The organism is Hoeflea phototrophica DFL-43 (assembly GCF_000154705.2).
GTDB lineage: Bacteria > Pseudomonadota > Alphaproteobacteria > Rhizobiales > Rhizobiaceae > Hoeflea > Hoeflea phototrophica.
Genome location: NZ_CM002917.1, coordinates 1333973 through 1356289 on the forward strand (window position 1 = coordinate 1333973; position 22317 = coordinate 1356289).

Consider the following 22317-nt stretch of genomic DNA (forward strand, 5'->3'; position numbering starts at 1 on the left):
CCGCTAAAAGGCCACACGAAACGCCCGATGTGGCATGACTTTGAGAGGACCGGTCTCTGCCGGTAACGCGATGAGCGACGACAATTCAACCTTTGTGCGCGAGGTCAATGACGACCTTCGTTCGGATTACTTCAAGGCGCTGTGGGCGCGGTTCCGCTTTGTCATTATCGGCGCGGCCATCGCGATCGTGGCCGTCACCGCCGGTCTGCGTGGCTGGGAATACTGGCAGGAAAGCACCGCTGCGAAATCCGGCGACGCATTCCTAGCAGCGCTCGAACTGGCCCGCGACGGCAACACCGATGCAGCCCTCGCCGGTTTCCAGGAACTGGAAGCGACCGGGCATGGTTCCTATCCGGTTCTGGCGCGCATGCGCGCAGCCACAGTTCTGGCGGATCAGGGCGATTCGGCAGCTGCCATTTCCGCCTTCTCCTCCATCGGCAAGGACGCGTCGCAGCCAACCGCCATTCGCGATGCAGCGCGGATGCGCGCAGCCTACCTTTTGGTCGATCACGGCAGCTATGATGATGTCTCGGCTGAGGTCGAGGTGCTCGCTGTTCCCGGCAATGCCGCCCGCCACGCAGCTCGTGAGGCACTGGGCCTGGCTGCCTTCAAGGCAGGCGATCTTGCCAAGGCGTCTGAATGGTTCAATGAAGTTATAAATGACAATCAGACGCCACGCGGCGTTGCAAATCGCGCACGTGTGATCCTCGATCTGATTGCCGCCCGCGGCGGTGCGTCCTGAGCGTGAGCCCCGGGCCGGGCCTTCGGGCAAGGAGCTAGCATGAGCCTCACCCTTGCCATTGTCGGGCGTCCGAATGTCGGCAAATCCACACTGTTCAACCGGCTCGCCGGCCGTAAGCTGGCGCTGGTCGACGACACTCCGGGCGTGACCCGCGACCGCCGGCCGGGCGATGCGCGGCTGGTCGATCTGCGTTTCACCATGATCGACACGGCGGGTCTCGAAGTCTCCGGGCCCGATACGCTTGAAGGCCGCATGCGCGCCCAGACCGAAGCAGCCATTGATGAAGCCGATGGCGCAATGTTCCTGATCGATGCCAAGGCGGGCCTCACTCCTGCCGACGAATTGCTGGCCGATATCCTGCGCAAACGCGGCAAGCCGGTGGTGCTGGTCGCCAACAAGGCCGAGGCCAAGGGCTCCGAATCAGGCATGCTCGATGCCTGGCGGCTGGGGCTTGGTGAGCCTTGCCCGGTCTCCGCCGAGCATGGCGGCGGGATGCTCGATCTGCGTGATGCGATCGTTGAGGCGTTTGGCGAAGAGCGGTGTTTTCCTTCCAAGGACAGCGCCTTTGCCGACGCCGTCACCAATATTGATATTCCCACATCCGTTGATGAGGATGACGAAGGTCCCGAATATGACGAGACCAAGCCGTTGCGCGTCGCCATTGTCGGACGGCCCAATGCCGGCAAGTCGACGCTGATCAACCAGTTTCTCGGACAGGACCGGCTGCTGACCGGTCCCGAGGCCGGTATCACCCGTGATTCCATTGCCGTCGATTTCGAATGGAAGGGGCGCAAGATCAAGCTGTTCGACACAGCTGGTCTGCGCCGCAAGGCCCGCGTTCAGGAAAAGCTCGAGAAGCTCTCGGTTGCCGACGCGCTGCGCGCCATCCGCTTTGCCGAAGTGGTGGTGATCGTGTTCGATTCCACCATCCCCTTTGAAAAACAGGATCTGCAGATCGCTGATCTGGTCGTGCGCGAAGGCCGGGCGCCGGTGATTGCCTTCAACAAGTGGGATCTGATCGACAACCGCCAGGAAAAGCTCGCCGAACTGCGCGAGATGACCGACCGGCTGCTGCCGCAGATCCGCGGCATCCGAGCCGTTACCGTGGCGGGTCAGACCGGCGAGGGGCTCGAACGGCTGATGGAAAACATCGCGCTCGTCCACCGGGTCTGGAACAAGCGCATTTCCACCGCCAAGCTCAACCGCTGGCTGGATCACACCCAGGGCCATCATCCGCCCCCGGCGGTGTCGGGCCGCAGGCTCAAGCTCAAATACATGACCCAGATAAAGGCGCGGCCGCCGGGCTTCATGATTTCCTGCACCCGCCCTGAGGCGGTGCCTGAATCCTACACCCGTTACCTCATCAATTCCCTGCGCGCGGATTTTGAAATGCCGGGCGTGCCCCTGCGCGTGGTCTACCGCAGCGGCGACAATCCATTTGCGCCCAAGGACGGCAAGGCCAGGCGGCCCTCGCTGATGCCGAAAAAATCCGCCACCAAGGGCAAATCCGGAAAGCCGGGCGGAAAGCGCCGCGGCTGATTCCTTCGGCGCAGCTGTCGCTGCGTTGATCCTGCAAGTGTTGCCTGGCAGCCTTCACATCTCTGGATGAGGTCTGGGCTTGTCGAGGGTGTCTGCCCGCCCTGAAATGACCACAAGCCGGTCCAAGCGAAGCCGGATTTTGCGCGCAGAAACCGCGCCTGGCCATGCAATTGACCACAACAGCATCCGCATTAACGCTCCATCAAGGTTAATGCTCCATTCTGTTCTGCAGTGTTCAGTTGCGTTTGTTGTGTTCCGGAGTAGTTGTCTTGCGTCAGAAGCGTCGTATGTCCGCCAGCGGCCATTCCCTGCTTGGCCGTCTGTCCGCGCCGGTCCTTTTTGGCCTGGCCGCCTTTTTGTCGACACCGACCATCACATCCCATGCCGACATGACGGCGATGCTTGCCGGCGGCGAAGGATCCGAAACCCGCTGGAAAACCAATCTGACAGCGTCACCCGCGGGATCGATCCAGGCGGCGGAAATCACCTTTACCGATCCGATCCTGACGTCATCCACGGTTTCCGGAGCCGGTGTGGTTCTGCCCAATGGCGACAAGATCGCGTTTCAGGGCAAGATTGGCGCCATGGATGCGCGTCCGGACGCCGAAAGGGTGACCCGCCACCTCAAGAAGGGCCGGGTGGTGACGGTCGCGCCGGTGAGCCCGCCCAAGGATTTTTCTGCAGGAAGCGTTCTCGAACGCCAGTCGAGCCTGTTGCGCCCGACACTCGACGGCAAACAGGCAATGGCCTTCCTCAAGCCCGACATTCGCGGCAAGGAAATCGAGATTGCCACCGCCTTTTACACAAAGGGCGAGGCCAAGCGTGATCCCCAGGTGCCGGCGATGCTGGCCAGCCTGGTCACCAACGACAATCCCGACATTCTGGCCACAGCCTATGCGCCCGCGAAGCCGGACTATGCGCGCCAGTCTCCGTTCAGCTCGATACTGCGCGAAGAAACCCGGCGCGGCCGCTTCATTCCGCCGGTGACCCCTGAGGACCATGCCTGGGCGGCCACGGCGCTTCCTGCGCACACATTCTCCGAATCAGAACAGCGCTGCCTTGCCGCCGGCATCTATTTCGAAGCCCGCGGCGAATCCGTGGAAGGCCAGGCCGCCGTTGCACAGGTGATTCTCAACCGGGTCCGCAATCCGACCTATCCGAAGACGATCTGCGGCGTCGTTTACCAGAACAAGACCTGGCGCAACCGCTGCCAGTTTTCCTTTGCCTGCGATGGAATCAAGGACCGGGTCCGGTCGCCCAAGCACTGGGATATGGCCGAGGAAATCGCGCTGGCGACCACCGCAGGCAAGATCTGGCTTGATCAGGTGGGGTCTTCGACTCACTACCACGCCACCTATGTGAACCCGCCCTGGGCCCACAGAATGCGCCGCGTAGGCAAAATCGGCCTGCATATTTTCTACGTCACATATGGCGGCGGCTGGTCCTGATCCCTGCCGCCAGCCGCGCCCTGCCATCTGCGTGAGTCTGACGCACCTGGTGAAGTTTTTCTGATACTTCCGTAGCGGTGGTCTGGCCACTCGTTCTAAGTAATTGAATTTTATTATAAAAATTGGCGTTGCAGATAGCTGTGGCGCGCCTTGACTATAACCAAGCCTAAAACTATGTTGCGCCCGACTTCAAAGCGGCCTTTTTGTGGCCGTTGCTGGCATGTCAGGAGTGCGCCTTCATGGATGAAAAGCGCGGGTCCGACCACCCGGAGACCCCGGGTAACAGCGACGGTGGCGAAACCGGCCGATCAGAAAGCCTTGAGGCCCGTAGACAGCGACTGGACGCCGAACTTCTCGCCCGCCGCAAGGTGGAGGTTGAAAAGGCACCAAACCAGGAAGCTGCCAAGGGTTTCGCGCTTGCGATCAAATTGTCGAGCGAGTTCATCGCCGGCGTGATCGTTGGAGCGCTTCTGGGCTATCTGATAGATCGTTTTGCGGGCACAGCGCCCTGGGGCATGATTGTTTTTCTGCTCCTTGGGTTTTGTGCCGGAGTACTCAATGTGTTGCGCTCAACCGGCGCGGTGGCCCAGTCCGATGGGACGGGGCGTGGCCAGTCCGGTGGACGCGGGGACGAAGACAAGTAGATACGTCCGGCAGGCCCGGACAGCGAGAAAGAGGCATCAGGTGGCCAACGATCCGATTAGTCAGTTCCAGATCAGCAAAATCGTGCCTATCGAAATTGGCGGTCTGGACTTGTCCTTCACCAATTCGTCGCTGTTCATGGTGGCGACAGTTGCAGTGGCTGCCGGCTTTTTGTTCATGACCACGGCAAACCGCGGTCTCGTGCCCTCACGGCTTCAGTCGATCTCGGAAATGTCCTACGAATTCGTGGCGTCGATGCTTCGAGACGGGGCGGGGTCGCAAGGCATGCGCTTCTTCCCGATGGTGTTTTCGCTGTTCATGTTCATTCTGGTGGCGAACCTGTTGGGCATGTTCCCCTATTTCTTCACCGTCACCAGCCATCTGATCGTGACCTTCGCTCTTGCGATGCTGGTGATCGGCACAGTCATCGTCTACGGCTTCTGGAAGCACGGCCTGCATTTCCTCAATCTGTTCGTGCCATCCGGCGTGCCCGGCGTGCTTATGCCCCTTGTGGTCATGATCGAGGTTATCTCCTTCCTGTCGCGCCCGATCAGCCTTTCGGTTCGTCTTTTCGCCAACATGCTGGCGGGTCACATCACGCTCAAGGTGTTTGCCGGCTTCGTCGTGTCGCTTGGCAGCATGGGCGCGCTCGGCATCGGCGGCGCCATCCTGCCGCTGATCATGACCGTCGCGCTGACCGCTCTCGAATTCCTCGTTGCCTTCCTTCAGGCCTATGTCTTTGCGGTGCTGACTTGCATGTACCTCAACGACGCCCTGCATCCAGGCCACTAGGACTACAAATCACCGGCGGATCCCCGCCAAGACAGTTGCATCCATCCCATTCCAAAGGAGCTCTATCATGGAAGCAGAAGCAGCAAAGTACATCGGCGCCGGCATCGCATGCCTCGGCATGGGCGGCGCAGGCATCGGCCTGGGCAACATCTTCGGCAGCTACCTGTCGGGCGCTCTGCGCAATCCTTCGGCAGCTGACGGCCAGTTCGGCCGCCTGATCTTCGGCTTCGCCGTGACCGAAGCGTTGGGCATCTTCTCGCTGCTCGTCGCTCTCCTTCTGCTCTTCGCCGTCTAATCGACGTTTGAAGATCTAGGCTTGCCGCGCCGGAATTCTCCGGCGTGGCAGTTCATCTGGAGGTGACCATGTTTGTTGTGACACCGGCTTACGCCGAGTCCAACCCCACCGAAGGGACACATTCGGAAGCCGGGACTCCCGGCGGCGACGCCCATGGTGGCGGCGGCGTGTTCCCGCCCTTCGATCAATCGACGTTCGCCTCGCAGCTTCTGTGGCTGGCGATCACCTTCGGGCTGTTCTACCTGCTGATGTCGCGGGTCGTCGTTCCCCGGATTGGCGGAATTCTCGAGCACCGGCGCGACCGGATCGCTCAGGATCTCGACGAAGCCAATCGCCTGAAGGAAGAAGCCGACGCAGCAATTGCCGCCTATGAGCAGGAATTGGCCGAGGCACGCAAGAAGTCATCGGCAATTGCCGAGGCCGCTCGCGAAAAGGCAAAGTCTGCAGCGGACGCCGAACGGGCCGCAACGGAAGCCGAACTGTCTGCCAAGATGGCTGATGCGGAAAAGAGCATCGCCGCCATCAAGGCCAAGGCGCTCGGTGACGTCGACACGATTGCCCAGGACACCGCCACCGATCTGGTCAAGCACTTGCTCGGCGGAACCGTGACAAAAGCCGAGGTCGCAGCCGCGATCCGTGCTGCGTCCGGCAAGTAAGCGGGAGAAACGATTATGGACGCTTCATTCTGGGCCCTCGTTGGTCTGATAATCTTCCTGGGCATCATGGCTTACATCAAGGTTCCCGCGATGATGGGCAGTGCGCTGGACAAGCGCGCGGACCAGATCCGCAACGAACTTGAGCAGGCCAAGAAGCTGCGTGAAGAAGCGCAACAGCTGCTTGCCGAATATCAGCGCAAGCGCAAGGAAGCCGAGGCCGAGGCCGCAGGCATTCTGAGCGCCGCGGAGAAGGAAGCTGCAATCCTGCGCGACGAGGCCAAGGCCAAGACCGAAGAATATGTGAGCCGCCGCACAGCAATGGCTGAACAGAAGATCCAGCAGGCCGAGGCCGATGCGATCAACGAGGTTCGGGCCGCTGCCGTCGATCTGGCAGTTGTGGCTGCGGAAAACCTGATCGGCAAGAAAGTCGATTCAAAGGCATCCGACGCGCTTTTCAAAGCATCGCTTGGTGATCTGAAGACACGCCTCAACTGAGCGGTTTCATCGCATCAGGAGAATGAATAACGGCCGGGATTTATCCCGGCCTTTTTCGTTGGCTTGCGAAATCGAAACCTTTAATCGGCGCGCAACGGCCGAAAGCTCATCCGGTGCAGCGGGCAAGGGCCATGCTCCCGGATCGCCGCAAGATGCTTTGCGGAGCCGTATCCCTTATGGCTGTCAAAACCATAGACGGGATACAGGATTGCTGCCCGCATCATCATCCTGTCGCGCATCACCTTGGCAACGATCGAGGCGGCTGCAATCGACAAGGATCGCGCGTCACCCTTGACCAGCGCCCGTCCGGGGCAGGTGAGGCCTGGTGGAATGTCCCGCCCGTCAATGAGCGCGTAACCGGCCCTGACCGGAAGCGCGATAAGCGCCCGGCGCATTGCAGTGAGGCTCGCCTTGCGGATATCTGTGACATCGATCTCGCGCGGCGACGCGCTTGCGATGGAGACCATGGCGGTGGCGATGATCTGATCAAACAGAGTTTCCCGCTTCTTCCGGCTGAGCGCCTTGGAATCGTTCAGCCCTTCGGGAATCCGGGCCGGATCAAGGATAACTGCCGCGGCGACGACAGGGCCGGCAAGCGGACCCCGGCCGGCTTCATCCAGACCGGCAACCGGCAAAAGGCCGTCCTTGCTGAAATGCCGTTCGAAACGGTCATCAGGCGATGCCGGGTAATCGGGGAACAGGGAATCGGGCGGGGTGCGGGCCATGTTGCGGCGAAGCTCGCACACCCGCCCGATCCTCTGCAAGGCCCGGGCGGCACGGGGCGGAAACCGCGCGGGCGCCGGATCGTCGTAAAAGGGGCGGGTGACGATCCGGATCTGAAAGGGGGGCGGCGCGAAAGCGAAATCGGCGCCGCCGCCACTGTGGCTACAAAAGGCTCAGTTGCACGCCGTCACCCAGGGGCGGCACGAAGTGGTCTGTCCTCAACGGTGTCTTGCGCAGATTGAGCCCGAGGCGTTTTGAGGCCATCTGGAACCGTCGTGCGACCTGCCAGGCATAAGGTCCGCTGCCGCGCATCCGCTTGCCGAACTCCGCGTCATAATCCTTGCCGCCACGCATCGAGCGGATCAGCGACATCACGTGGCGGTAGCGGTCGGGATAGTGCCGGAGCAGCCAGTCGCGAAACAGCGGGCTGACCTCGATCGGCAGCCGAAGCATCACATAGCCAGCGGCATCGGCGCCTGCGGCCTTGGCCGAATCGAGGATACGCTCGATCTCGTGATCATTGAGCCCCGGAATCACCGGCGCTGCCATCACCGAAACCGGAACGCCCGCGTCTGACAGAGCGCGCATTGCTTCCAGCCGCTTCTCGGGCGTCGAGGCCCTTGGCTCCATGGTGCGCGACAGTTTGCGGTCGAGCGTGGTGACCGAGAGCGCCACCCGCGCCAGTCCCCTCGATGCCATGCGTGAGAGAATGTCGATGTCGCGCGTGACCAGCGCAGATTTCGTGACAATGCCAACCGGATGGCCCGCCGCCTCCAGCACCTCTAGCAATTGCCGCATGATGCGCCATTGCCGTTCGATCGGCTGGTAGGGATCAGTGTTGGTTCCGATCGCGATTGGCTGCACCTTGTACCCAGGTCGCGACAGTTCGCGCTCAAGCAGCCGCGGAGCATCAGGCTTGGCGAACAGCTTGGCCTCGAAATCCACGCCTGCCGACAGGCCCATATAGGCGTGCGACGGCCGTGCGAAGCAATAGACACATCCATGCTCGCAACCGCGATAGGGATTGATCGAACGGTCAAACGACAGATCCGGCGACTGGTTGCGGGTGATCACCGTGCGCGGCTTTTCCACCTGAACCTCGGTCTTGAACGGGGCGAGATCTTCAAGGCTGCTCCAGCCGTCATCAAAGACTTCACGGCTTGCAATCTCGAAGCGGCCGGACATGTTCAGTCCTGCGCCACGGCCGCGAGCCCGCTCGTCAGCCACGCGCAGACCACTTGCCTTGACCAGTGCATCGGCTTCCAGGGCCTGCAGCGACGGGTCAAAGGCGGTCTGCTTCAATGTTGAAAGGCTCGGCATGAAACCTCCAATCGCACCGGCTGGGTGAATGTCGTTCCGGTGACTTTGCTGATTATTTTCCTATCGCAAAAAACGGAACGAAGCAAGAACAAAAAGAACAGGAAGGTTTGGAGGCTCGATTCCCGATGACGGAATTGGTTCCGGAAAGCGCCCAGATTCTTCGGAATCTGAACCGAACATGCGCCATTGCTTTGATTTCAGAAGGAGTTCGCCTAAAAGAAGGCATGATAAGTGTTCTCATCGAATGTAAGGATCAGGAAAACGCGCTTGCTGTCAGTCTCGCAGCCCTTGTCCCGGGTGCTGTGGAAGGCTTGATAGCGGAAGTGGTGATTCTCGATCGCGGCTCACGTGACGGCACGGCCAGGCTCGCCGATGCTGCAGGCTGCAAGTTCATCGAAGATGGCGATCTTGTCGATGTTGTCCGTGCTGCGCGTGGTGAATGGCTGCTGCTGATAGAGCCTGGTGCGCGGCCCTTGCAGGGCTGGATCGAACAGCTTGTCCAGCACCTTGCGCTTGGCGGTCCTCCGGCACGGATGCGGCCTTCACGCGATTACCGTCTGCCTTTCTTCGCAAGGTGGCGCAGGCCGCTGTCCGCGCTTGAGCATGGCGTGGTCCTGCCCAAGCGACAGGCAATCGCCAATGCAAGGTCTGGCCAATCGCTTGAAAGCCTTGGGCGCGGCCTGGCAATGAAAAAGCTCCGCTGCGAAATCGTGCCTGCGGCCGTGCTGGCCTTTTCCTGAAAGGGGAACCGCTGCGCCCGTTCCCGGCGCGTTCAGCTGTCCTGCGGCAATGTGTGGGTCGCTTCGACAAACCATCCCGGTTGCGCCTTGCGGATGGCAAGTGCCGCTGTTTCGGCCGCTGCAGCACTCTCATAGATCCCGAAGCAACTGGCCCCTGACCCCGACATCCGCGCAAACAATGCACCCGCATCCTGCAATGATTGAAGGCATTCGGCGATGCCGGGAACCTTGGCGCAGGCCGGTGGTTCCAGATCGTTGCGGGTCTGCGTCAGCCAGCTGATGAAGCTTGATCTGTCCGATAGGCCCTTATGCGCGGGAAGCGGCGGGTTGGTGCGGCTTTCAAGAGCGGAAAACACAACCGGAGTGGACACGCCGATCCGCGGATTGACGATCACCAGATCAAGCACGAAACCAAGCTCGACAGGCGCCAAGGCCTCGCCGATGCCGCTGGCAATCAGTGGCCGGCTGGCAAGGCACATGGGAACATCCGCACCAATTTGAAGCCCGATCGCCGCCACTTTTCTGGTGCCGGTTGGTAGCCCCACAGGCGCGCCAACAACTTGAGCGCCGCAGCGGCGTCCGCCGAGCCTCCGCCAATGCCCGAGGCGACCGGCAAGTGTTTGTCAAGATGAAGCCGCACCGGCTCCGCCGCATGACCATCCGCCCGTGCCGCCTCACGCAGGGCGTCGCGCGCGCGCGCCACCAGATTGGATCCGGACGCTTCGCCCCTCAGCGGTCCTGCTTCAGGGCCGTCGATGGAAAAACTGTCATGATCGTCCGGTTCGGCGGAAATCCGGTCCCCGAGCGCGGTAAAGACCGCGAAAGTCTCAAGGAGGTGATAGCCGTCCTCACGGCGTCCGGTAACATGCAGCGCAAGATTGACCTTGGCAGGTGCGTTCAGGCTCTGCAGCGTGGACATGAAGGAGATCGCGCTTCAGTTGGGAACAACCGGGCTTCCGCCCGTAAGCCCGGCATGCTTGTTGCGCGCTCCGTCCTGCTCAAGACTGCCTTTCTTGTCGGATCCGGCCCCATTGAGCTCGGGCGCACCTGATGGTGCCGTGCCCAGATTGCCATTGGCTGTTGCGGGAACAGCGCCATCCTCTTCCGCCAGGCCCTCGACGAGCTTCAACTCGATCTTCGGCTTGAGATCCTCATCGGGATCATTGGCAAGCGCCCGGTTCCACTGGAAGGTGGCTTCAAGCTTCCGGCCGACCCGCCAATAGGCATCCCCCAGATGATCATTGATTGTCGGATCCGCCGGTTTCAGTTCGACCGCACGCTCGAGTTCGCGCACCGCATCCTCAAAGTTGCCAAGACGGTAATGCGCCCATCCGAGCGAATCGACAATGTAGCCATCATTCGGGCGAAGATCGACGGCTGCGCGGATCAGATCCATGCCCTCTTCGAGATTCATGTTCATGTCGATCCAGGAATAGCCGAGATAGTTCATCACCTGCGGCTGGTCGGGATACAGCTCCAGCGCCCGCTTGAAATGCGCTTCGGCCCGCGGCCATTGCTTGAGCCGCTCGTGGGCAATGCCGGCCTGGAAGAACAGGTTCCAGTCATTGCGGGTCGGCGTTGGTCCGGCCATCGAAATCGCCGTCTCATAGTTGAGCGCCATTTCCGCATAGTCCTTGTCCTGGGACAGAACGCTGCCATAGGCCAGGTAGCTTCTCAGATCCTTCGGATCAGATTCAATCAGTGACTTGAGGTGGTCCTTGGCCTCGGCACTGCGGCCCATATCGGCCAGCGCCAGGCCCAGCTGCAACTCCGAAACACGCCGCATTGGTGACGTTTCGGGGACCATCTGGTAGAGTGCGATCGCGTCTTCCATCTTGCCGAGCCGCTCTTTGAGGCTGCCCAGAATCACAAGGGTCGCGGCGTCATCGGGATTGAGTGTGCGCGCGAACTGCAGATAGACAGCGACCGTTTCTTCCGCACCATCGCGATTGAGGGCTGCGCCCAGCGTGAACAACGCTGCCGCCGCGCCCTGCTGTGCGGTTTTGACGCCTGGCTCGGGTTTGCCATCGGCTTCAATCAACTGCCTGAGTGCCGCCAATGGGGCATAATTGGGCGAAAAGTCTTCGCCCGCGGCCAAAGCGTCAAGCGCTGCCCGCTTGTTTCCGTCACGCGCCTCCATGCTGGCCAGCGCCATCACGGTGCGAATATAGGTGTCCGGTGCCGCGCCACCGCCCTGCGGATCGGCGATCAGGTCCGTGAACTGTGTCCGGGCGCCGGCCTTGTCGCCCAGCGCCAGTGACATCGCACCGGCGTGGTAACGGGTGAACACCGGATACCAGGTCGGTCCCTCCAGCCCGACAACCGACTGAAGTGCCTCCTCACCCTTGCCATCACCAAAATCGGCCCAGGCCTTCAACAGCGTGTTCAGCAGCCGGTCAATCGGGTTGTTGTCAGCCGGGTTAAGCAGGCTCGCCGCCTTGCGGTACTCCCGCTTGGTCGTGGCTTCCACCGCCATTGCCAGTTGCGAAACCTGCGCGACGGCCGGGTCGTCCTTGAGTTGGCGTGCCAGCGCAACGCCTTCGGAAAACCGCCCATCGGTGAACAGCGCCACCATCAGGCGCTGCTTCACATCGATGTTTTCGGGATCGAACTCCAGCGCCTTGGTGTAGAACTCGATCGCGTTGACCGTGTCATTGTCCATATCCGCGCTTCGCGCAGCCAGGAAGGCGCTGGCAAATCCGAGGAAATTGGGTTGCTCGTCCTGTGTGGAAGCCCGCGCTTCATTCGGGATTGCGCCGGTTGCCACTCCGCTGATCGATAGCAGGACGCCAAGCGCCACGCTGGCTGCAAGCCGGGCTGTAAGGTATTGCCGCATCAAGTCGTGCCTCATATCTGATTGGCCGCGCACAGGCCACTTGCCGAAGCATGTTGCCCAACACAATGGCTTTTTTGGCGCAGTGCGGCAAGGCGCACGCGATTAGTTGGCCCGACCGCGTTGTGAACCGGCCCAGACGCGCTAGTTGGCCCGGTTCAGGCAGAAGGCAATGACTTCCAGAAGCGCTGCTTTCTCGTCCGAATCAGGCAGCGGTGCGAGCGCGTCACGCGCAATCGATGCATAGTGCTCTGCCCGCGCCATAGTGTCCTTGAGGCTGCCATATTTGGTGATCAGGCCGAGCGCTTTCTCCAGCGCCGCATCGTCGTTCTTGCCGCCCTCGATGGCCTCGCGCCAGAACGCGCGTTCGGCTTCCGAACCGCGCCGGTAGGCCAGAACCACCGGCAGGGTGATCTTGCCCTCCCGGAAGTCATCGCCGACATTCTTGCCCAGATCATTGGCCGAGCCGCCATAATCAAGCACATCGTCAATGAGCTGGAACGCCAGCCCCAGATTGATCCCGTAGGAGCGCAGCGCGCTGCGTTCGGCCTTGCTGGTCTCGGCGATGATCGGGCCGACCTCGCAGGCCGCTGAAAACAGGGCCGCCGTCTTGGCGCGGATCACCGAGAGATAGTCGTCCTCGGTGGTTTCCATGTTCTTGGCCACCGACAGCTGCAGGACCTCGCCCTCAGCGATCACGGCGGCGGCGGTGGAGAGCACATCAAGCGCCTCGAGCGAGCCGACTTCGACCATCATCTTGAAGGCCTGTCCGAGCAGGAAGTCGCCAACCAGAACGCTTGCCTGGTTGCCCCAGATCATCCGCGCTGTCGAGCGTCCGCGCCGCAGATCGCTTTCATCGACCACGTCGTCATGCAGCAATGTTGCGGTGTGCATGAATTCGACCGAAGTGGCGAGCTTGATATGGAAGTCGCCGCTGTAGCCGAACATGGTGGCCGAAGCGAGCGTCAGCATCGGCCTGAGCCGCTTTCCACCTGAAGAAATCAGATGGTTCGCGACCTCGGGAATCATCGCCACATCCGAACCGGCCTTGGACAAGATCAACTGGTTGACGCGCTCCATGTCACCGCGGGTCTTGTCGACCAGTGGCTTGACCGAAGCGTCACGTTGTTTTCCATCTTCCAGTGATACGACTACGCCCACGGGACCGCACTCCTGCTTGCCAATTTTGCGCCACAATATTCAGGCCCGAACCATGCCGCAAGCGGCGAATTGGCACGGGCAGGGCTTGATATCTGATATGCTCGGATGAAACAAATGGGCAAAGGAAAAACCGATGCATGATCTTATCCGCACCAATGACCCGGTGCTTATCTCCTTTGTCGAGAGCCTGATGCGTGACGCGGGCATTGGCTGTCTCGTTGCGGACAGCGGCATGAGCATTCTGGAAGGGTCGGTGGGCATCATTCCGCGCCGGATTCTGGTGGATGCGGAAATGGCGTCCCAGGCCCGCCGGATTGTCATCGACGCGGGTCTTGAGAATGAGCTTCGGCCGTGGGGCGACCGTGACGAAGGCCGCTGACCTGATGCCGCAAGCCGTGCCTGACGGCTACACGGTCGACGCCTTTCACAATGGCGGGTTCTTTGTGGTCCAGCCTTCGGATGGCGGTCACCGCGCCGGGATGGACGCCATGCTGCTGGCAGCAACCATTGCCGATGGCGCCACAGGATCGCTGGCCGACCTGGGGGCCGGCGCAGGGGCTGCGGGTCTGGCTGCAGCAAGCCGGCTCCCCGCTCTCGATGTCCTGCTGGTCGAGCGCGCGCCGGAGATGGCCGGTTGCGCCCGCCGCACGCTTCTGCTGGCTGAAAATGTCCATCTCGCATCGCGCGTCAGAGTGCTTGAGGCCGATGTGAGCCTCCGCGGCAACGCCCGCAGTGCCGCGGGCCTGATGGATGCGTCGCATGATTATGTGATCATGAACCCGCCTTTCAACTCGGGCAGGGATCGCACCACGCCCGATCCCCTCAAGGCGCAAGCCCATGCGATGGACAGCCCCGACCTGTTCGAGCAGTGGCTCAGAACCGCAAGCGCCATTCTCAAACCGGGCGGTCAGGTTTCCGTAATCGCCCGGCCCGAATCGCTTGGCGACATCCTCACCGGTTTCAAGCGGCGTTTCGGTGGTGTCGAAATCACCCCGGTCTGCCCCAGACATGGCGATGACGCGATCCGCATTCTGCTGACGGCGATCAAGGGCAGCCGGGCGCGGCTGGTCCTGCGGGACAGGATCGTGATTCATGAAGGCGAGGCGCGCGATTTCTCGCCGCTGATGAACGACCTGGCCAATGGGCACGGATCATGGCCGCGCCGGGTGAGAACGCGCGCGTTAAAATAAACCGGAACAGGGCTGACCACAGGGCTCGCAATACGGAAACACGATGCTCCGGGACATTCCCGCCGCACCAGACATTGTACTGGAAATGAAAAGACATACATGTTGCCTAACATTGTTTGAGGCGCCGAATGCGCGCCATGCATGTCAGGACAACTGAGCTATGGCTTCTTTGAAATCCCTTCTTCCCGCCCGCTTCCGCAAGGACATGACGGTGATCCCCGTGGTGCGGCTCTCTGGCGCGATCATGGCCGGCGGCAACCAGTTTCGCCAGAACCTCAATCTGGCAACTGCTGCGCCTCTGCTCGCCCGGGCCTTCGCCGACAAGCAGGCGCCTGCGGTGGCGATCATGATCAATTCGCCTGGCGGGTCTCCGGTGCAGTCGCGGCTGATCTACAAGCGGATCCGCGATCTCGCCGAAGAGAAGGACAAGAAGGTGCTGATGTTCGTCGAGGATGTGGCAGCCTCCGGCGGCTACATGATCGCCTGCGCCGGTGACGAGATCATCGCCGATCCGTCCTCCGTGGTCGGTTCCATCGGCGTGATCTCCGCCGGTTTCGGCTTCACCGGCCTGATCGACAAGATCGGCGTCGAGCGCCGCGTTTACACCGCCGGCGAGAACAAGTCGTTGCTTGATCCGTTCAAGCCGGAAAACCCGGAAGACATCGCCTATCTCAAGGAGCTGCAGCTCGACATTCACAAGGTCTTCATAGACCTCGTCAAGGACAGCCGCGGTGCCCGCCTCAAGGATGATCCGGACATGTTTACCGGCCGCTTCTGGACCGGTCAGCGCGGCAAGGAACTGGGCCTGGTTGATGATCTGGGCGATCTTCGCGCAACCCTTCGCGCCCGCTATGGCGACAAGGTGAAAATGCGGCTGATCGCGCCGCAACGCGGGCTGTTCGGCCGCAAGGTACCCGGCGTTGCCACCGGGTTCGCTGCAAACGCACTTGCCGGAGTGGCCGAAGCAGGGTTGAATGCCATCGACGAACGCGCACTCTGGTCCCGCTACGGGCTCTGAGAACGAGGCCCGGCGGAGTTCCGGGTCAAAACACGATAGGGAGGATCGCTCCATGCCGCAGCTTCTGTTGCTCGCCGCCGTGGGCGCGATTGGATGGTTTGGGTACAAGCGCTTTCTGGCCGAGGCCGAGCGCGTCAGCGCCCGTGTGCGAGAGGCTGAGAAAGAGACCAAATCCGGCGCCCAGGGCACCTTGATCGAAGATCCGGAAACCGGCGAGTATCGGCTGAGAAAGCCGGACGAGTGATCACGCCCTGAGGAAATCCAGTCTTGGATCCGTACGCCCCGGGGTGATTTCGACAATCTGGGCCGTTACCACATTGCTAGCGACAAAGGGGTCTTCATCCACGCGCATTTCGAGCTCGGCGCGTGCGATGTTGTGAGCCAGCACTGTACCGCCCTGTTTCGGCTCGATGCTGCCGGTGAGCAGGAACACACCATCCTCAAAGCCTTTGGCAATCCATGCGTTGTGCGCCTGCATATGTTCGGCGGCCGCTGCCTTGTTGTCGGAAAAACGAAGCATGATGAGAAACACCGGATTCTCCTGTTCCTGGCCACAATCAATTTGGGCGGTGAGTTGAAAGCTGGTTGTCCAGCCATTGATACATCGCTTCAACCTCCCGGCGGACGAAGTCACCGTCCTGAAAGGTGTTGGCGAGAGAGGCAACGCCTTGGCTACGCATGAGCAGATGCATGGCGAGATCGGAGGCCTGGCCGCTGTGTCCGAGTTCTACAAACTGCTCTTCCAGCCACTCGGCGAACAAGGTGAATAGCCCTGCGGCCTCCGGTTTAAGGGCATGATCGAGCTTGGCCAGTTCGGAGCAAAGCGTCCCTACCGGGCATCCGAAGGCCATGATCTTGGTCTGGTTGGCAATCAGGATGTTGATGAAGCTCTTGATCCGGTTCGCGGGATTGTCTTCCTGCTGCTCCCAATGGCGCAACATCGCCTTGCGCTCATCAAGCCTGTGTTCAATCACCGCGGCCAGAACGTCGTCTTTGGTCTTGAAGTGGTAATAGAAGTTGCCCCGCGAAATCTCGACGACCCGGGCAATGTCGGCAAAGGACGCCTTCTCAAACCCCTGTTCGTAAAACAGTTGGTCGGCTGCGATCACGATCTTCCGGCGCGTTTCATCGGCTTTCATGGAGAATTTTCCATATTAGGTCGTTTGTCCCAATTTATTAGGACACTTGCCCTAAGCAGTCAAGAGCCTGGCTGCAGACTTGACCGGTCAATCCCTTCATGGCACCTGTCGCCGCACATTCAGGGCCGCACCGAGAACGGCCCGCGACCCCATGATGCGCCATCCGGACCCAAGCCATGACCGAAACCCTTCCAGATCACATGAAGCCGACCCGTTCATTCCAGGGCCTCATTCTGGCGCTGCATCGCTACTGGGCCGATTACGGCTGCGTCGTGCTTCAGCCCTATGACATGGAAGTCGGCGCCGGCACGTTTCACCCGGCAACAACACTCCGCGCGCTTGGGCCAAAGCCCTGGAATGCGGCCTATGTGCAGCCCTCGCGCCGCCCCAAGGACGGCCGCTATGGCGAGAACCCCAACCGGTTGCAGCACTATTACCAGTATCAGGTGATCCTCAAGCCCAATCCGTCAAACCTCCAGGAACTCTATCTCGGCTCGCTCGCCGCCATCGGCATTGATCCGCTGCTGCACGACATCCGCTTTGTCGAGGATGACTGGGAAAGTCCGACATTGGGTGCCTGGGGGCTTGGCTGGGAGTGCTGGTGCGACGGGATGGAAGTCAGCCAGTTCACCTATTTTCAGCAGGTCTGCGGCATCGAGTGCGCACCTGTTGCCGGTGAACTGACCTATGGTCTCGAGCGCCTGGCGATGTATGTCCAGGGCGTCGACAATGTCTATGACCTCAACTTCAATGGCCGCGAAGGCGCAGAGAAGGTGACCTATGGCGATGTCTTCCTGCAGGCCGAGCAGGAATATTCGCGGTACAATTTCGAGATCGCCGACACCGCGGTGCTGCTCAAGCACTTCGAGGATGCGGAAAAGGAATGCGAAGCCATTCTGAAGAGCGGCGCACCATCCGAGCCGGGTTCGCTTCACAAATGCGTGCTGCCGGCTTACGACCAGTGCATCAAGGCAAGCCATGTCTTCAACCTGCTTGATGCCCGCGGCGTGATCTCGGTCACCGAGCGTCAGGGCTATATCCTGCGCGTGCGCAACCTGTCGCGTCAGTGTGGCGAAGCCTTCCTGCTGACCGACGCTGGCGGCCACGGCTTCCTGCAGGCTGCCGAATAGGCGATAGCCGCCTCTCCGGGTCTGCTTGATCGGGGCGGCGCTGTCAGCTGGCGAGTGCGGATGCGCCCTTTGCCTTCTGTTCCATTGTCGAGCCGCCGGTGTGATGCAGCCGCTTGTCTTCGTACATCGCCATATCGGCGCGCTTGACCAGCTCTTCCATCTTCTCGCCGTCATGACTCGTCGCCATGCCGATCGCCACGCTGATCGGAGTGTTTGAATAGAACTGGTTATTGATGTGCAGCAATTCACTGATGGTTTCGACCATTGACGCGGCCGCTTTCCGGTCGGCTCCGGGCATCAGGATGGCGAATTCATCGCCGCCGATCCGTGCCGCATGGTTGGGCAACGAGACCACGCCGTTGAGAACCTCGCCAAACCGGCGCAACAGCGCGTCGCCGGCATCATGGCCGAGCTGGTCGTTGGCTTCCTTGAGGCCGTTCAGATCCATCAGGATCGCGGAGACCGGCCGCGATGACTTCCGCTCGAGCCTGTTGAGTTCATCGGTGAAGAAGGCGCGATTGTGCAGCTTGGTCAGCACGTCGTGCTTGCCGAGATACTCGAGATAGGCCTCGGCCTTCTTGCGCGCGGTGATATCGGTAAGAGCCACCTGGACCTGGGACCAATCGTCTTCGTGCCCCGGCAACACCGCGAAATGCAGCAGAATATGCCGTGTCGACCCGTCGAGCGCATAATTGACCACTTCGCGATGATGGTAGAGCTTGCCTTCCCAAAGATCCATCAACTGTTCCCGGAACGGCTTTTCCATCTCGTCGCGGAAGATTTCCGACTGACGCAGCAGCAGGGTCTGAACGTCGGGAGCGCCGAACAGGTCAAGTGTCGCCTGGTTGACGTTTATGACCCGGATCTCGCTCATGCACTGGCGGACAAACTCCGGATGGACGTCCATGAAAACGCGGAAATCGACAATGCCGCGATCACGCACCATTTCGATCAGGTCCTTGATCTGGCTGAAATCCTCAACCCACAGCGATACCGGCGAATACTCGAACAGCCCCTCGGCATGCCGGCGGCTCTGGTTCTCGTTGCGCCGCGCGTCTTCGCGCGCTGTCACATCCTCGGTTGTCAGCAGGATCTGTCCAAGCGTTTCTTCATGGCCCGGCATCACCGAGCCTTTGAGCTGGATGTCCATGCGTCGCCCTGACAGCGAATAATTGACCGCGTTGCTGCTGAACTCCGTCTTGCCTTCCCACAGCGCTGCCAGTTCATTGATGTGGCTTTCAAACATGTCTTCGGAAAATACGACCGAGATGTTTTCCACCAGATGCGCGAGATCCCTGGCTTCAAAAAGCTCCAGCGTCTTGCTGTTGACATCAAGCACCTTGATTTCGCGCGAGCAGGATTCGACGCGCGTCAGATCCTCTTTGAGAAATGCCCGAATATCTTCGACCCCCTCAGCGCGCCACTTGTCGAACTGCTTCTTCACCCCGGAAAAATCCTCGATCCACATGGCGACGGGCGCGAGCTCGAAAATGGTGGCGTCGAAGGTTTTCATCTCGCAATGATCCTGTGTCTTCAGAATTTGAATGGCGAAAAAGCGACCGCAGCAACGGTTGGTAAGGTGCCCTCGACTATGAAGGCTTAATGATAAATCAAAGCTTTACAGCTTTGGGAAGAATTAACACCTCCGTGCTGGTCGCGCCGAGGAGCCGCGGGGATCTCGGACTGTTTTGAGTCGGGTAATCATGCGGCCCGTCCCCGTCTCGGCCATGGATTTTTGCAGTGAGTGTGCGTAAGTTCATTGAACCGTCAGGTCGGGCCTGCGGGTCCGAATGAAAAATGCCTACAAGCCAGGAGTGGAAGTATGGGGACTTGGATCATCTTGGCGGTGCTGGCCGGCATCGTGCTTTACGGGATTTCGCTTTACAACACGCTGGTCAAGAACCGGCAGATGGCCGGTGAGGGCTGGAGCGGGATCGATGTTCAGCTCAAGCGCCGCGCCGATCTCATTCCCAACCTGCTCGAAGCCGTCAAGGGCTACATGTCGCACGAGAAGGAACTGCTTGAGGAGGTCACCCGGCTGCGCGGCCAGGCGGTTGCCGGCAGCAGCGGTTCACCCGAACAGCGTGCAACGCTTGAAGGCGCGCTCAGCGGCGCGCTCGGAAGGCTGATGGCGGTGGCGGAAAGCTATCCCGATCTCAAAGCCAACGAGAATTTCAAGGAGTTCCAGGACGCGCTTGAGGAAACCGAAAACGAGATCTCGATGTCGCGGCGCTATTACAATGGTGCGGTCCGCAACCTCAATGTCTCGGTGGAATCCTTCCCTTCGGTGCTGATCGCCAATCAGTTTGGCTTCGTCAAGGCCGAGTATTTCGAGATCGAGGACGATGCGGACCGTGCGGTGCCGAAGGTGTCCTTCCAGTAATCCAAGACATTAAGGCGGACAGGACGATGAGGCTTTGGCTTGCTGCGATTCTGATATGCATCGCGCTGCTCGCGCCGCAGGCGGCTTCGGCGCGCGAGGAAATCCGCGCTTTCGTCGCCGATATCAAGGTGAACGTGGATTCATCGCTTGAGGTGACAGAGACCATCAGGGTCAATGCCGAGGGCAACGTCATAGGCCGTGGCATTTTTCGCGATATCCCGCTTCGCACGCTCGACGACAGGGGTCTGTGGTCGAGCAACGGCTTTGAACTTCTTGAGGTGCTCCACAACGGGCAGCCCTCACCCTACAACACCGAATGGCAGGGACGTTTCTTCAGGATTTACATCGGCGATGCGGATGTTTTCATTCCCCGTGGTGAACACACCTACACGATCCGTTACGCGACCACCCGGCAGCTTCGCTACTTTGAGGGCTATGACGAGCTCTACTGGAACGTCACCGGCAATTTCTGGACGTTCCCGATCCTGTCTGCTGCGGCAAACGTGGAATTGCCCGACGGCGCACGCGCCGAACAGCTTGCCGCCTATACAGGCGCGTTCGGGGCCGATGGCAGCGACTACCGGGCCGCCGGTGAAGGCCGATCCCGGGTTCGCTTCGACCTGACCAGGCCGCTCGGACCTGAAGAGGGCATGACGATTGCAGTCGGCTTCACCAAAGGCCTCGTCGTGCCTGATGCAGGCGGCAGCGCGGCGCTGCTGGGAGACAATATCGGCATTGTTGTGATGATCCTGGGATGGCTCGGCCTTCCGGTCTATCTTCTACATGCCTGGAACAAGGTCGGGCGCGACCCCCCGGCACCGCCGGTCATTCCGCTGTTCCATCCGCCGGAAAAACTATCGCCCGCCGCCCTTTCCTTTGCCCATTTCAATGGCTTCCGCTCCGGCAAGAAGGGCATTGATCTGCCTTTCATCGCTGCGTTGCTGTCGCTTGGAGTGAAGCGCTTCATGGTGATTGACGAAGACGCGCGCGGCACCGTTACAATTCAGCGCGGCCCTGCGGAGGCCTCGGGCTCGGCGGTCCTGCCCGGTGGCGAGAACGCGCTTTATTCGACACTGCTTGGCAAGCGTGATGAAATCACTCTCAACAAGAGCAATGGCCCGGTTCTGAAAAGCGCGCTGACAAAGCTGCGCCTTGCGATTTCGAGAGAGTATGAAGGCCGCTATTACAATTCCAACCTGGGCTGGCTTCTGCTTGGCGGCATCATCGCGATCCCGGCATTCATCATTGGCCTGATCCTCCAGGATCCGCCCGAAGATGGCTTGATGTATCTGCTGCCTGTTTTCTTCATGTCGCTTTTTGGAGGCATTCTTTGGGTTGCGGGACGATCGGTTTTCATGCAACCGGGCATCGGTAACAGGATCATGGGCGGCCTTCTGGCCTTGGTTGGCTCCGGTCTCTTGCTGATCGCGGTTCTGGTGGTCCTGGTTCCAGGTGATTTTCCGGTCTACCAGTTCGCCGGAGCGCTGCTGATCATCGGCATGGTGACATTCATCCTGATGGTCGGTCTCATCGGTGCGCCCACCGAGATCGGCGCCAAGGTGCTCAACGACATCAAGGGCTTCAAGCTCTATCTCGAAACCGCCGAGACCAACCGCCTCAACATGCGCGATGCGCCGGAAATGTCTGAAGAATTGTTCGAACGGTTTCTGCCCTACGCGGCGGGTCTGGGTGTCGAAAAACTCTGGTCGGAAGCCTGGGCGGCGCAACTCGCGCGCATCGCGCCGGATCGAGAGCCGGATTACCGGCCAAACTGGTACCATGGCAATTCCTGGTCGCCCGGCAATATAGGGGCCGCTGCGGCCTCGTCGGTTGCAGCCGTATCGGCTGCCATGGCGTCTTCCATGCCGCAACCCAAGAGCTCGTCCGGCTCGTCTGGCGGTGGTTCCTCCGGCGGTGGCGGCGGTGGTGGCGGTGGTGGAGGCTGGTAACAGGCCTTCCTGCGCTGAAAAGAGCACGGGCCTTAACTGCATGCTTTATTAGGAAGGCCTTGAAATTCCTTCGGGTCAGGATAGCTTCAGTACTGGTTCGAAAACTCCGAAGAGGAATTGCC

Annotated in this window: 23 protein-coding genes and 1 pseudogene; 16 read left to right on the plus strand and 8 right to left on the minus strand. The window is 60.5% G+C overall.

What is annotated here, in order from left to right; genetic code table 11:
- The first annotated feature begins 70 nt into the window (after positions 1 to 70).
- From HPDFL43_RS06175 to HPDFL43_RS06210, 8 genes are all read left to right on the plus strand, one after another.
- Positions 71 to 742, plus strand: coding sequence for a tetratricopeptide repeat protein (locus HPDFL43_RS06175; protein ID WP_007196425.1), 672 nt, complete (start codon positions 71 to 73; stop codon positions 740 to 742).
- A gap of 39 nt (positions 743 to 781) precedes the next feature.
- Positions 782 to 2281: a ribosome biogenesis GTPase Der gene (gene der / locus HPDFL43_RS06180; protein ID WP_007196426.1), complete on the plus strand. Its 1500-nt coding sequence runs from the start codon at positions 782 to 784 to the stop codon at positions 2279 to 2281.
- 269 nt (positions 2282 to 2550) lie between these two features.
- Complete coding sequence (locus tag HPDFL43_RS06185; RefSeq protein WP_425348835.1) at positions 2551 to 3729, plus strand: cell wall hydrolase; 1179 nt, start codon at positions 2551 to 2553, stop codon at positions 3727 to 3729.
- A gap of 239 nt (positions 3730 to 3968) precedes the next feature.
- Positions 3969 to 4373 (plus strand): AtpZ/AtpI family protein, encoded by a 405-nt coding sequence (locus HPDFL43_RS06190; RefSeq protein WP_007196428.1) that lies wholly within the window; start codon positions 3969 to 3971, stop codon positions 4371 to 4373.
- A 40-nt stretch (positions 4374 to 4413) separates the two neighbouring features.
- Entirely contained in the window at positions 4414 to 5163 is a 750-nt protein-coding gene (locus HPDFL43_RS06195; protein WP_007196429.1) for a F0F1 ATP synthase subunit A, read from the plus strand.
- Positions 5164 to 5230: 67 nt separating this feature from the next.
- Positions 5231 to 5458 carry a F0F1 ATP synthase subunit C gene (locus tag HPDFL43_RS06200; protein ID WP_007196430.1) on the plus strand — a complete coding sequence of 76 codons (228 nt, stop codon included), beginning with the start codon at positions 5231 to 5233 and terminating at the stop codon, positions 5456 to 5458.
- Positions 5459 to 5526: 68 nt separating this feature from the next.
- Positions 5527 to 6114, plus strand: coding sequence for a F0F1 ATP synthase subunit B (locus HPDFL43_RS06205; RefSeq protein ID WP_040449779.1), 588 nt, complete (start codon positions 5527 to 5529; stop codon positions 6112 to 6114).
- A 15-nt stretch (positions 6115 to 6129) separates the two neighbouring features.
- On the plus strand, positions 6130 to 6609 hold the full coding sequence (locus HPDFL43_RS06210) for a F0F1 ATP synthase subunit B (RefSeq protein WP_007196432.1): 480 nt from the start codon (positions 6130 to 6132) through the stop codon (positions 6607 to 6609).
- An 80-nt stretch (positions 6610 to 6689) separates the two neighbouring features.
- On the opposite strand, the gene HPDFL43_RS06215 is transcribed toward HPDFL43_RS06210, so the two are convergent.
- Together HPDFL43_RS06215 and HPDFL43_RS06220 are read right to left on the minus strand one after the other, a co-directional pair.
- Positions 6690 to 7334: a ribonuclease HII gene (locus HPDFL43_RS06215; RefSeq protein WP_040449781.1), complete on the minus strand. Its 645-nt coding sequence runs from the start codon at positions 7332 to 7334 to the stop codon at positions 6690 to 6692.
- Positions 7335 to 7494: 160 nt separating this feature from the next.
- Positions 7495 to 8652, minus strand: a complete 1158-nt coding sequence (locus HPDFL43_RS06220) for a PA0069 family radical SAM protein (RefSeq protein ID WP_007196434.1) — start codon at positions 8650 to 8652, stop codon at positions 7495 to 7497.
- 224 nt (positions 8653 to 8876) lie between these two features.
- Between HPDFL43_RS06220 and HPDFL43_RS06225 the strand changes: the two genes are divergently transcribed.
- Positions 8877 to 9392 (plus strand): glycosyltransferase family protein, encoded by a 516-nt coding sequence (locus HPDFL43_RS06225; RefSeq protein ID WP_040449783.1) that lies wholly within the window; start codon positions 8877 to 8879, stop codon positions 9390 to 9392.
- A gap of 32 nt (positions 9393 to 9424) precedes the next feature.
- Here the strand turns inward: HPDFL43_RS06225 and HPDFL43_RS06230 are convergent.
- The 3 genes and pseudogenes from HPDFL43_RS06230 to HPDFL43_RS06240 all read right to left on the minus strand — a co-directional run bounded on the left by HPDFL43_RS06230 (position 9425) and on the right by HPDFL43_RS06240 (position 13386).
- Positions 9425 to 10311, minus strand: a pseudogene (locus HPDFL43_RS06230) (4-(cytidine 5'-diphospho)-2-C-methyl-D-erythritol kinase).
- 15 nt (positions 10312 to 10326) lie between these two features.
- Positions 10327 to 12228, minus strand: a complete 1902-nt coding sequence (locus HPDFL43_RS06235; RefSeq protein ID WP_007196437.1) for a tetratricopeptide repeat protein — start codon at positions 12226 to 12228, stop codon at positions 10327 to 10329.
- A gap of 141 nt (positions 12229 to 12369) precedes the next feature.
- Positions 12370 to 13386, minus strand: a complete 1017-nt coding sequence (locus tag HPDFL43_RS06240) for a polyprenyl synthetase family protein (RefSeq protein WP_007196438.1) — start codon at positions 13384 to 13386, stop codon at positions 12370 to 12372.
- 133 nt (positions 13387 to 13519) lie between these two features.
- Here HPDFL43_RS06240 and HPDFL43_RS06245 point away from each other — a divergent pair, with 133 nt between their 5' ends.
- The 4 genes from HPDFL43_RS06245 (at position 13520) to HPDFL43_RS06260 (ending at position 15838) form a co-directional block, all read left to right on the plus strand.
- Positions 13520 to 13765 carry a putative signal transducing protein gene (locus tag HPDFL43_RS06245; RefSeq protein ID WP_007196439.1) on the plus strand — a complete coding sequence of 82 codons (246 nt, stop codon included), beginning with the start codon at positions 13520 to 13522 and terminating at the stop codon, positions 13763 to 13765.
- A gap of 4 nt (positions 13766 to 13769) precedes the next feature.
- Positions 13770 to 14576, plus strand: a complete 807-nt coding sequence (locus HPDFL43_RS06250) for a tRNA1(Val) (adenine(37)-N6)-methyltransferase (RefSeq protein WP_040449787.1) — start codon at positions 13770 to 13772, stop codon at positions 14574 to 14576.
- A 160-nt stretch (positions 14577 to 14736) separates the two neighbouring features.
- Complete coding sequence (locus tag HPDFL43_RS06255) at positions 14737 to 15594, plus strand: S49 family peptidase (RefSeq protein ID WP_007196441.1); 858 nt, start codon at positions 14737 to 14739, stop codon at positions 15592 to 15594.
- 52 nt (positions 15595 to 15646) lie between these two features.
- Positions 15647 to 15838, plus strand: a complete 192-nt coding sequence (locus tag HPDFL43_RS06260) for a hypothetical protein (protein WP_007196442.1) — start codon at positions 15647 to 15649, stop codon at positions 15836 to 15838.
- On the opposite strand, the gene HPDFL43_RS06265 is transcribed toward HPDFL43_RS06260, so the two are convergent.
- Both HPDFL43_RS06265 and HPDFL43_RS06270 read right to left on the minus strand, forming a co-directional pair.
- A complete protein-coding gene (locus HPDFL43_RS06265) occupies positions 15839 to 16126 on the minus strand; it encodes a YciI family protein (protein ID WP_007196443.1) in 288 nt (95 codons plus the stop codon). It abuts the gene before it with no gap.
- A gap of 25 nt (positions 16127 to 16151) precedes the next feature.
- Positions 16152 to 16733 (minus strand): TetR/AcrR family transcriptional regulator, encoded by a 582-nt coding sequence (locus tag HPDFL43_RS06270; protein ID WP_007196444.1) that lies wholly within the window; start codon positions 16731 to 16733, stop codon positions 16152 to 16154.
- A 176-nt stretch (positions 16734 to 16909) separates the two neighbouring features.
- Between HPDFL43_RS06270 and HPDFL43_RS06275 the strand changes: the two genes are divergently transcribed.
- A complete protein-coding gene (locus tag HPDFL43_RS06275; RefSeq protein ID WP_007196445.1) occupies positions 16910 to 17863 on the plus strand; it encodes a glycine--tRNA ligase subunit alpha in 954 nt (317 codons plus the stop codon).
- Between the two features lie 43 nt (positions 17864 to 17906).
- On the opposite strand, the gene HPDFL43_RS06280 is transcribed toward HPDFL43_RS06275, so the two are convergent.
- Positions 17907 to 19376, minus strand: a complete 1470-nt coding sequence (locus HPDFL43_RS06280; RefSeq protein ID WP_007196446.1) for a sensor domain-containing diguanylate cyclase — start codon at positions 19374 to 19376, stop codon at positions 17907 to 17909.
- Positions 19377 to 19685: 309 nt separating this feature from the next.
- Here HPDFL43_RS06280 and HPDFL43_RS06285 point away from each other — a divergent pair, with 309 nt between their 5' ends.
- Positions 19686 to 20246, plus strand: coding sequence for a LemA family protein (locus HPDFL43_RS06285; protein ID WP_007196447.1), 561 nt, complete (start codon positions 19686 to 19688; stop codon positions 20244 to 20246).
- A 26-nt stretch (positions 20247 to 20272) separates the two neighbouring features.
- Positions 20273 to 22195, plus strand: a complete 1923-nt coding sequence (locus HPDFL43_RS06290) for a DUF2207 domain-containing protein (RefSeq protein ID WP_007196448.1) — start codon at positions 20273 to 20275, stop codon at positions 22193 to 22195.
- The last annotated feature ends 122 nt before the right edge of the window (positions 22196 to 22317 follow it).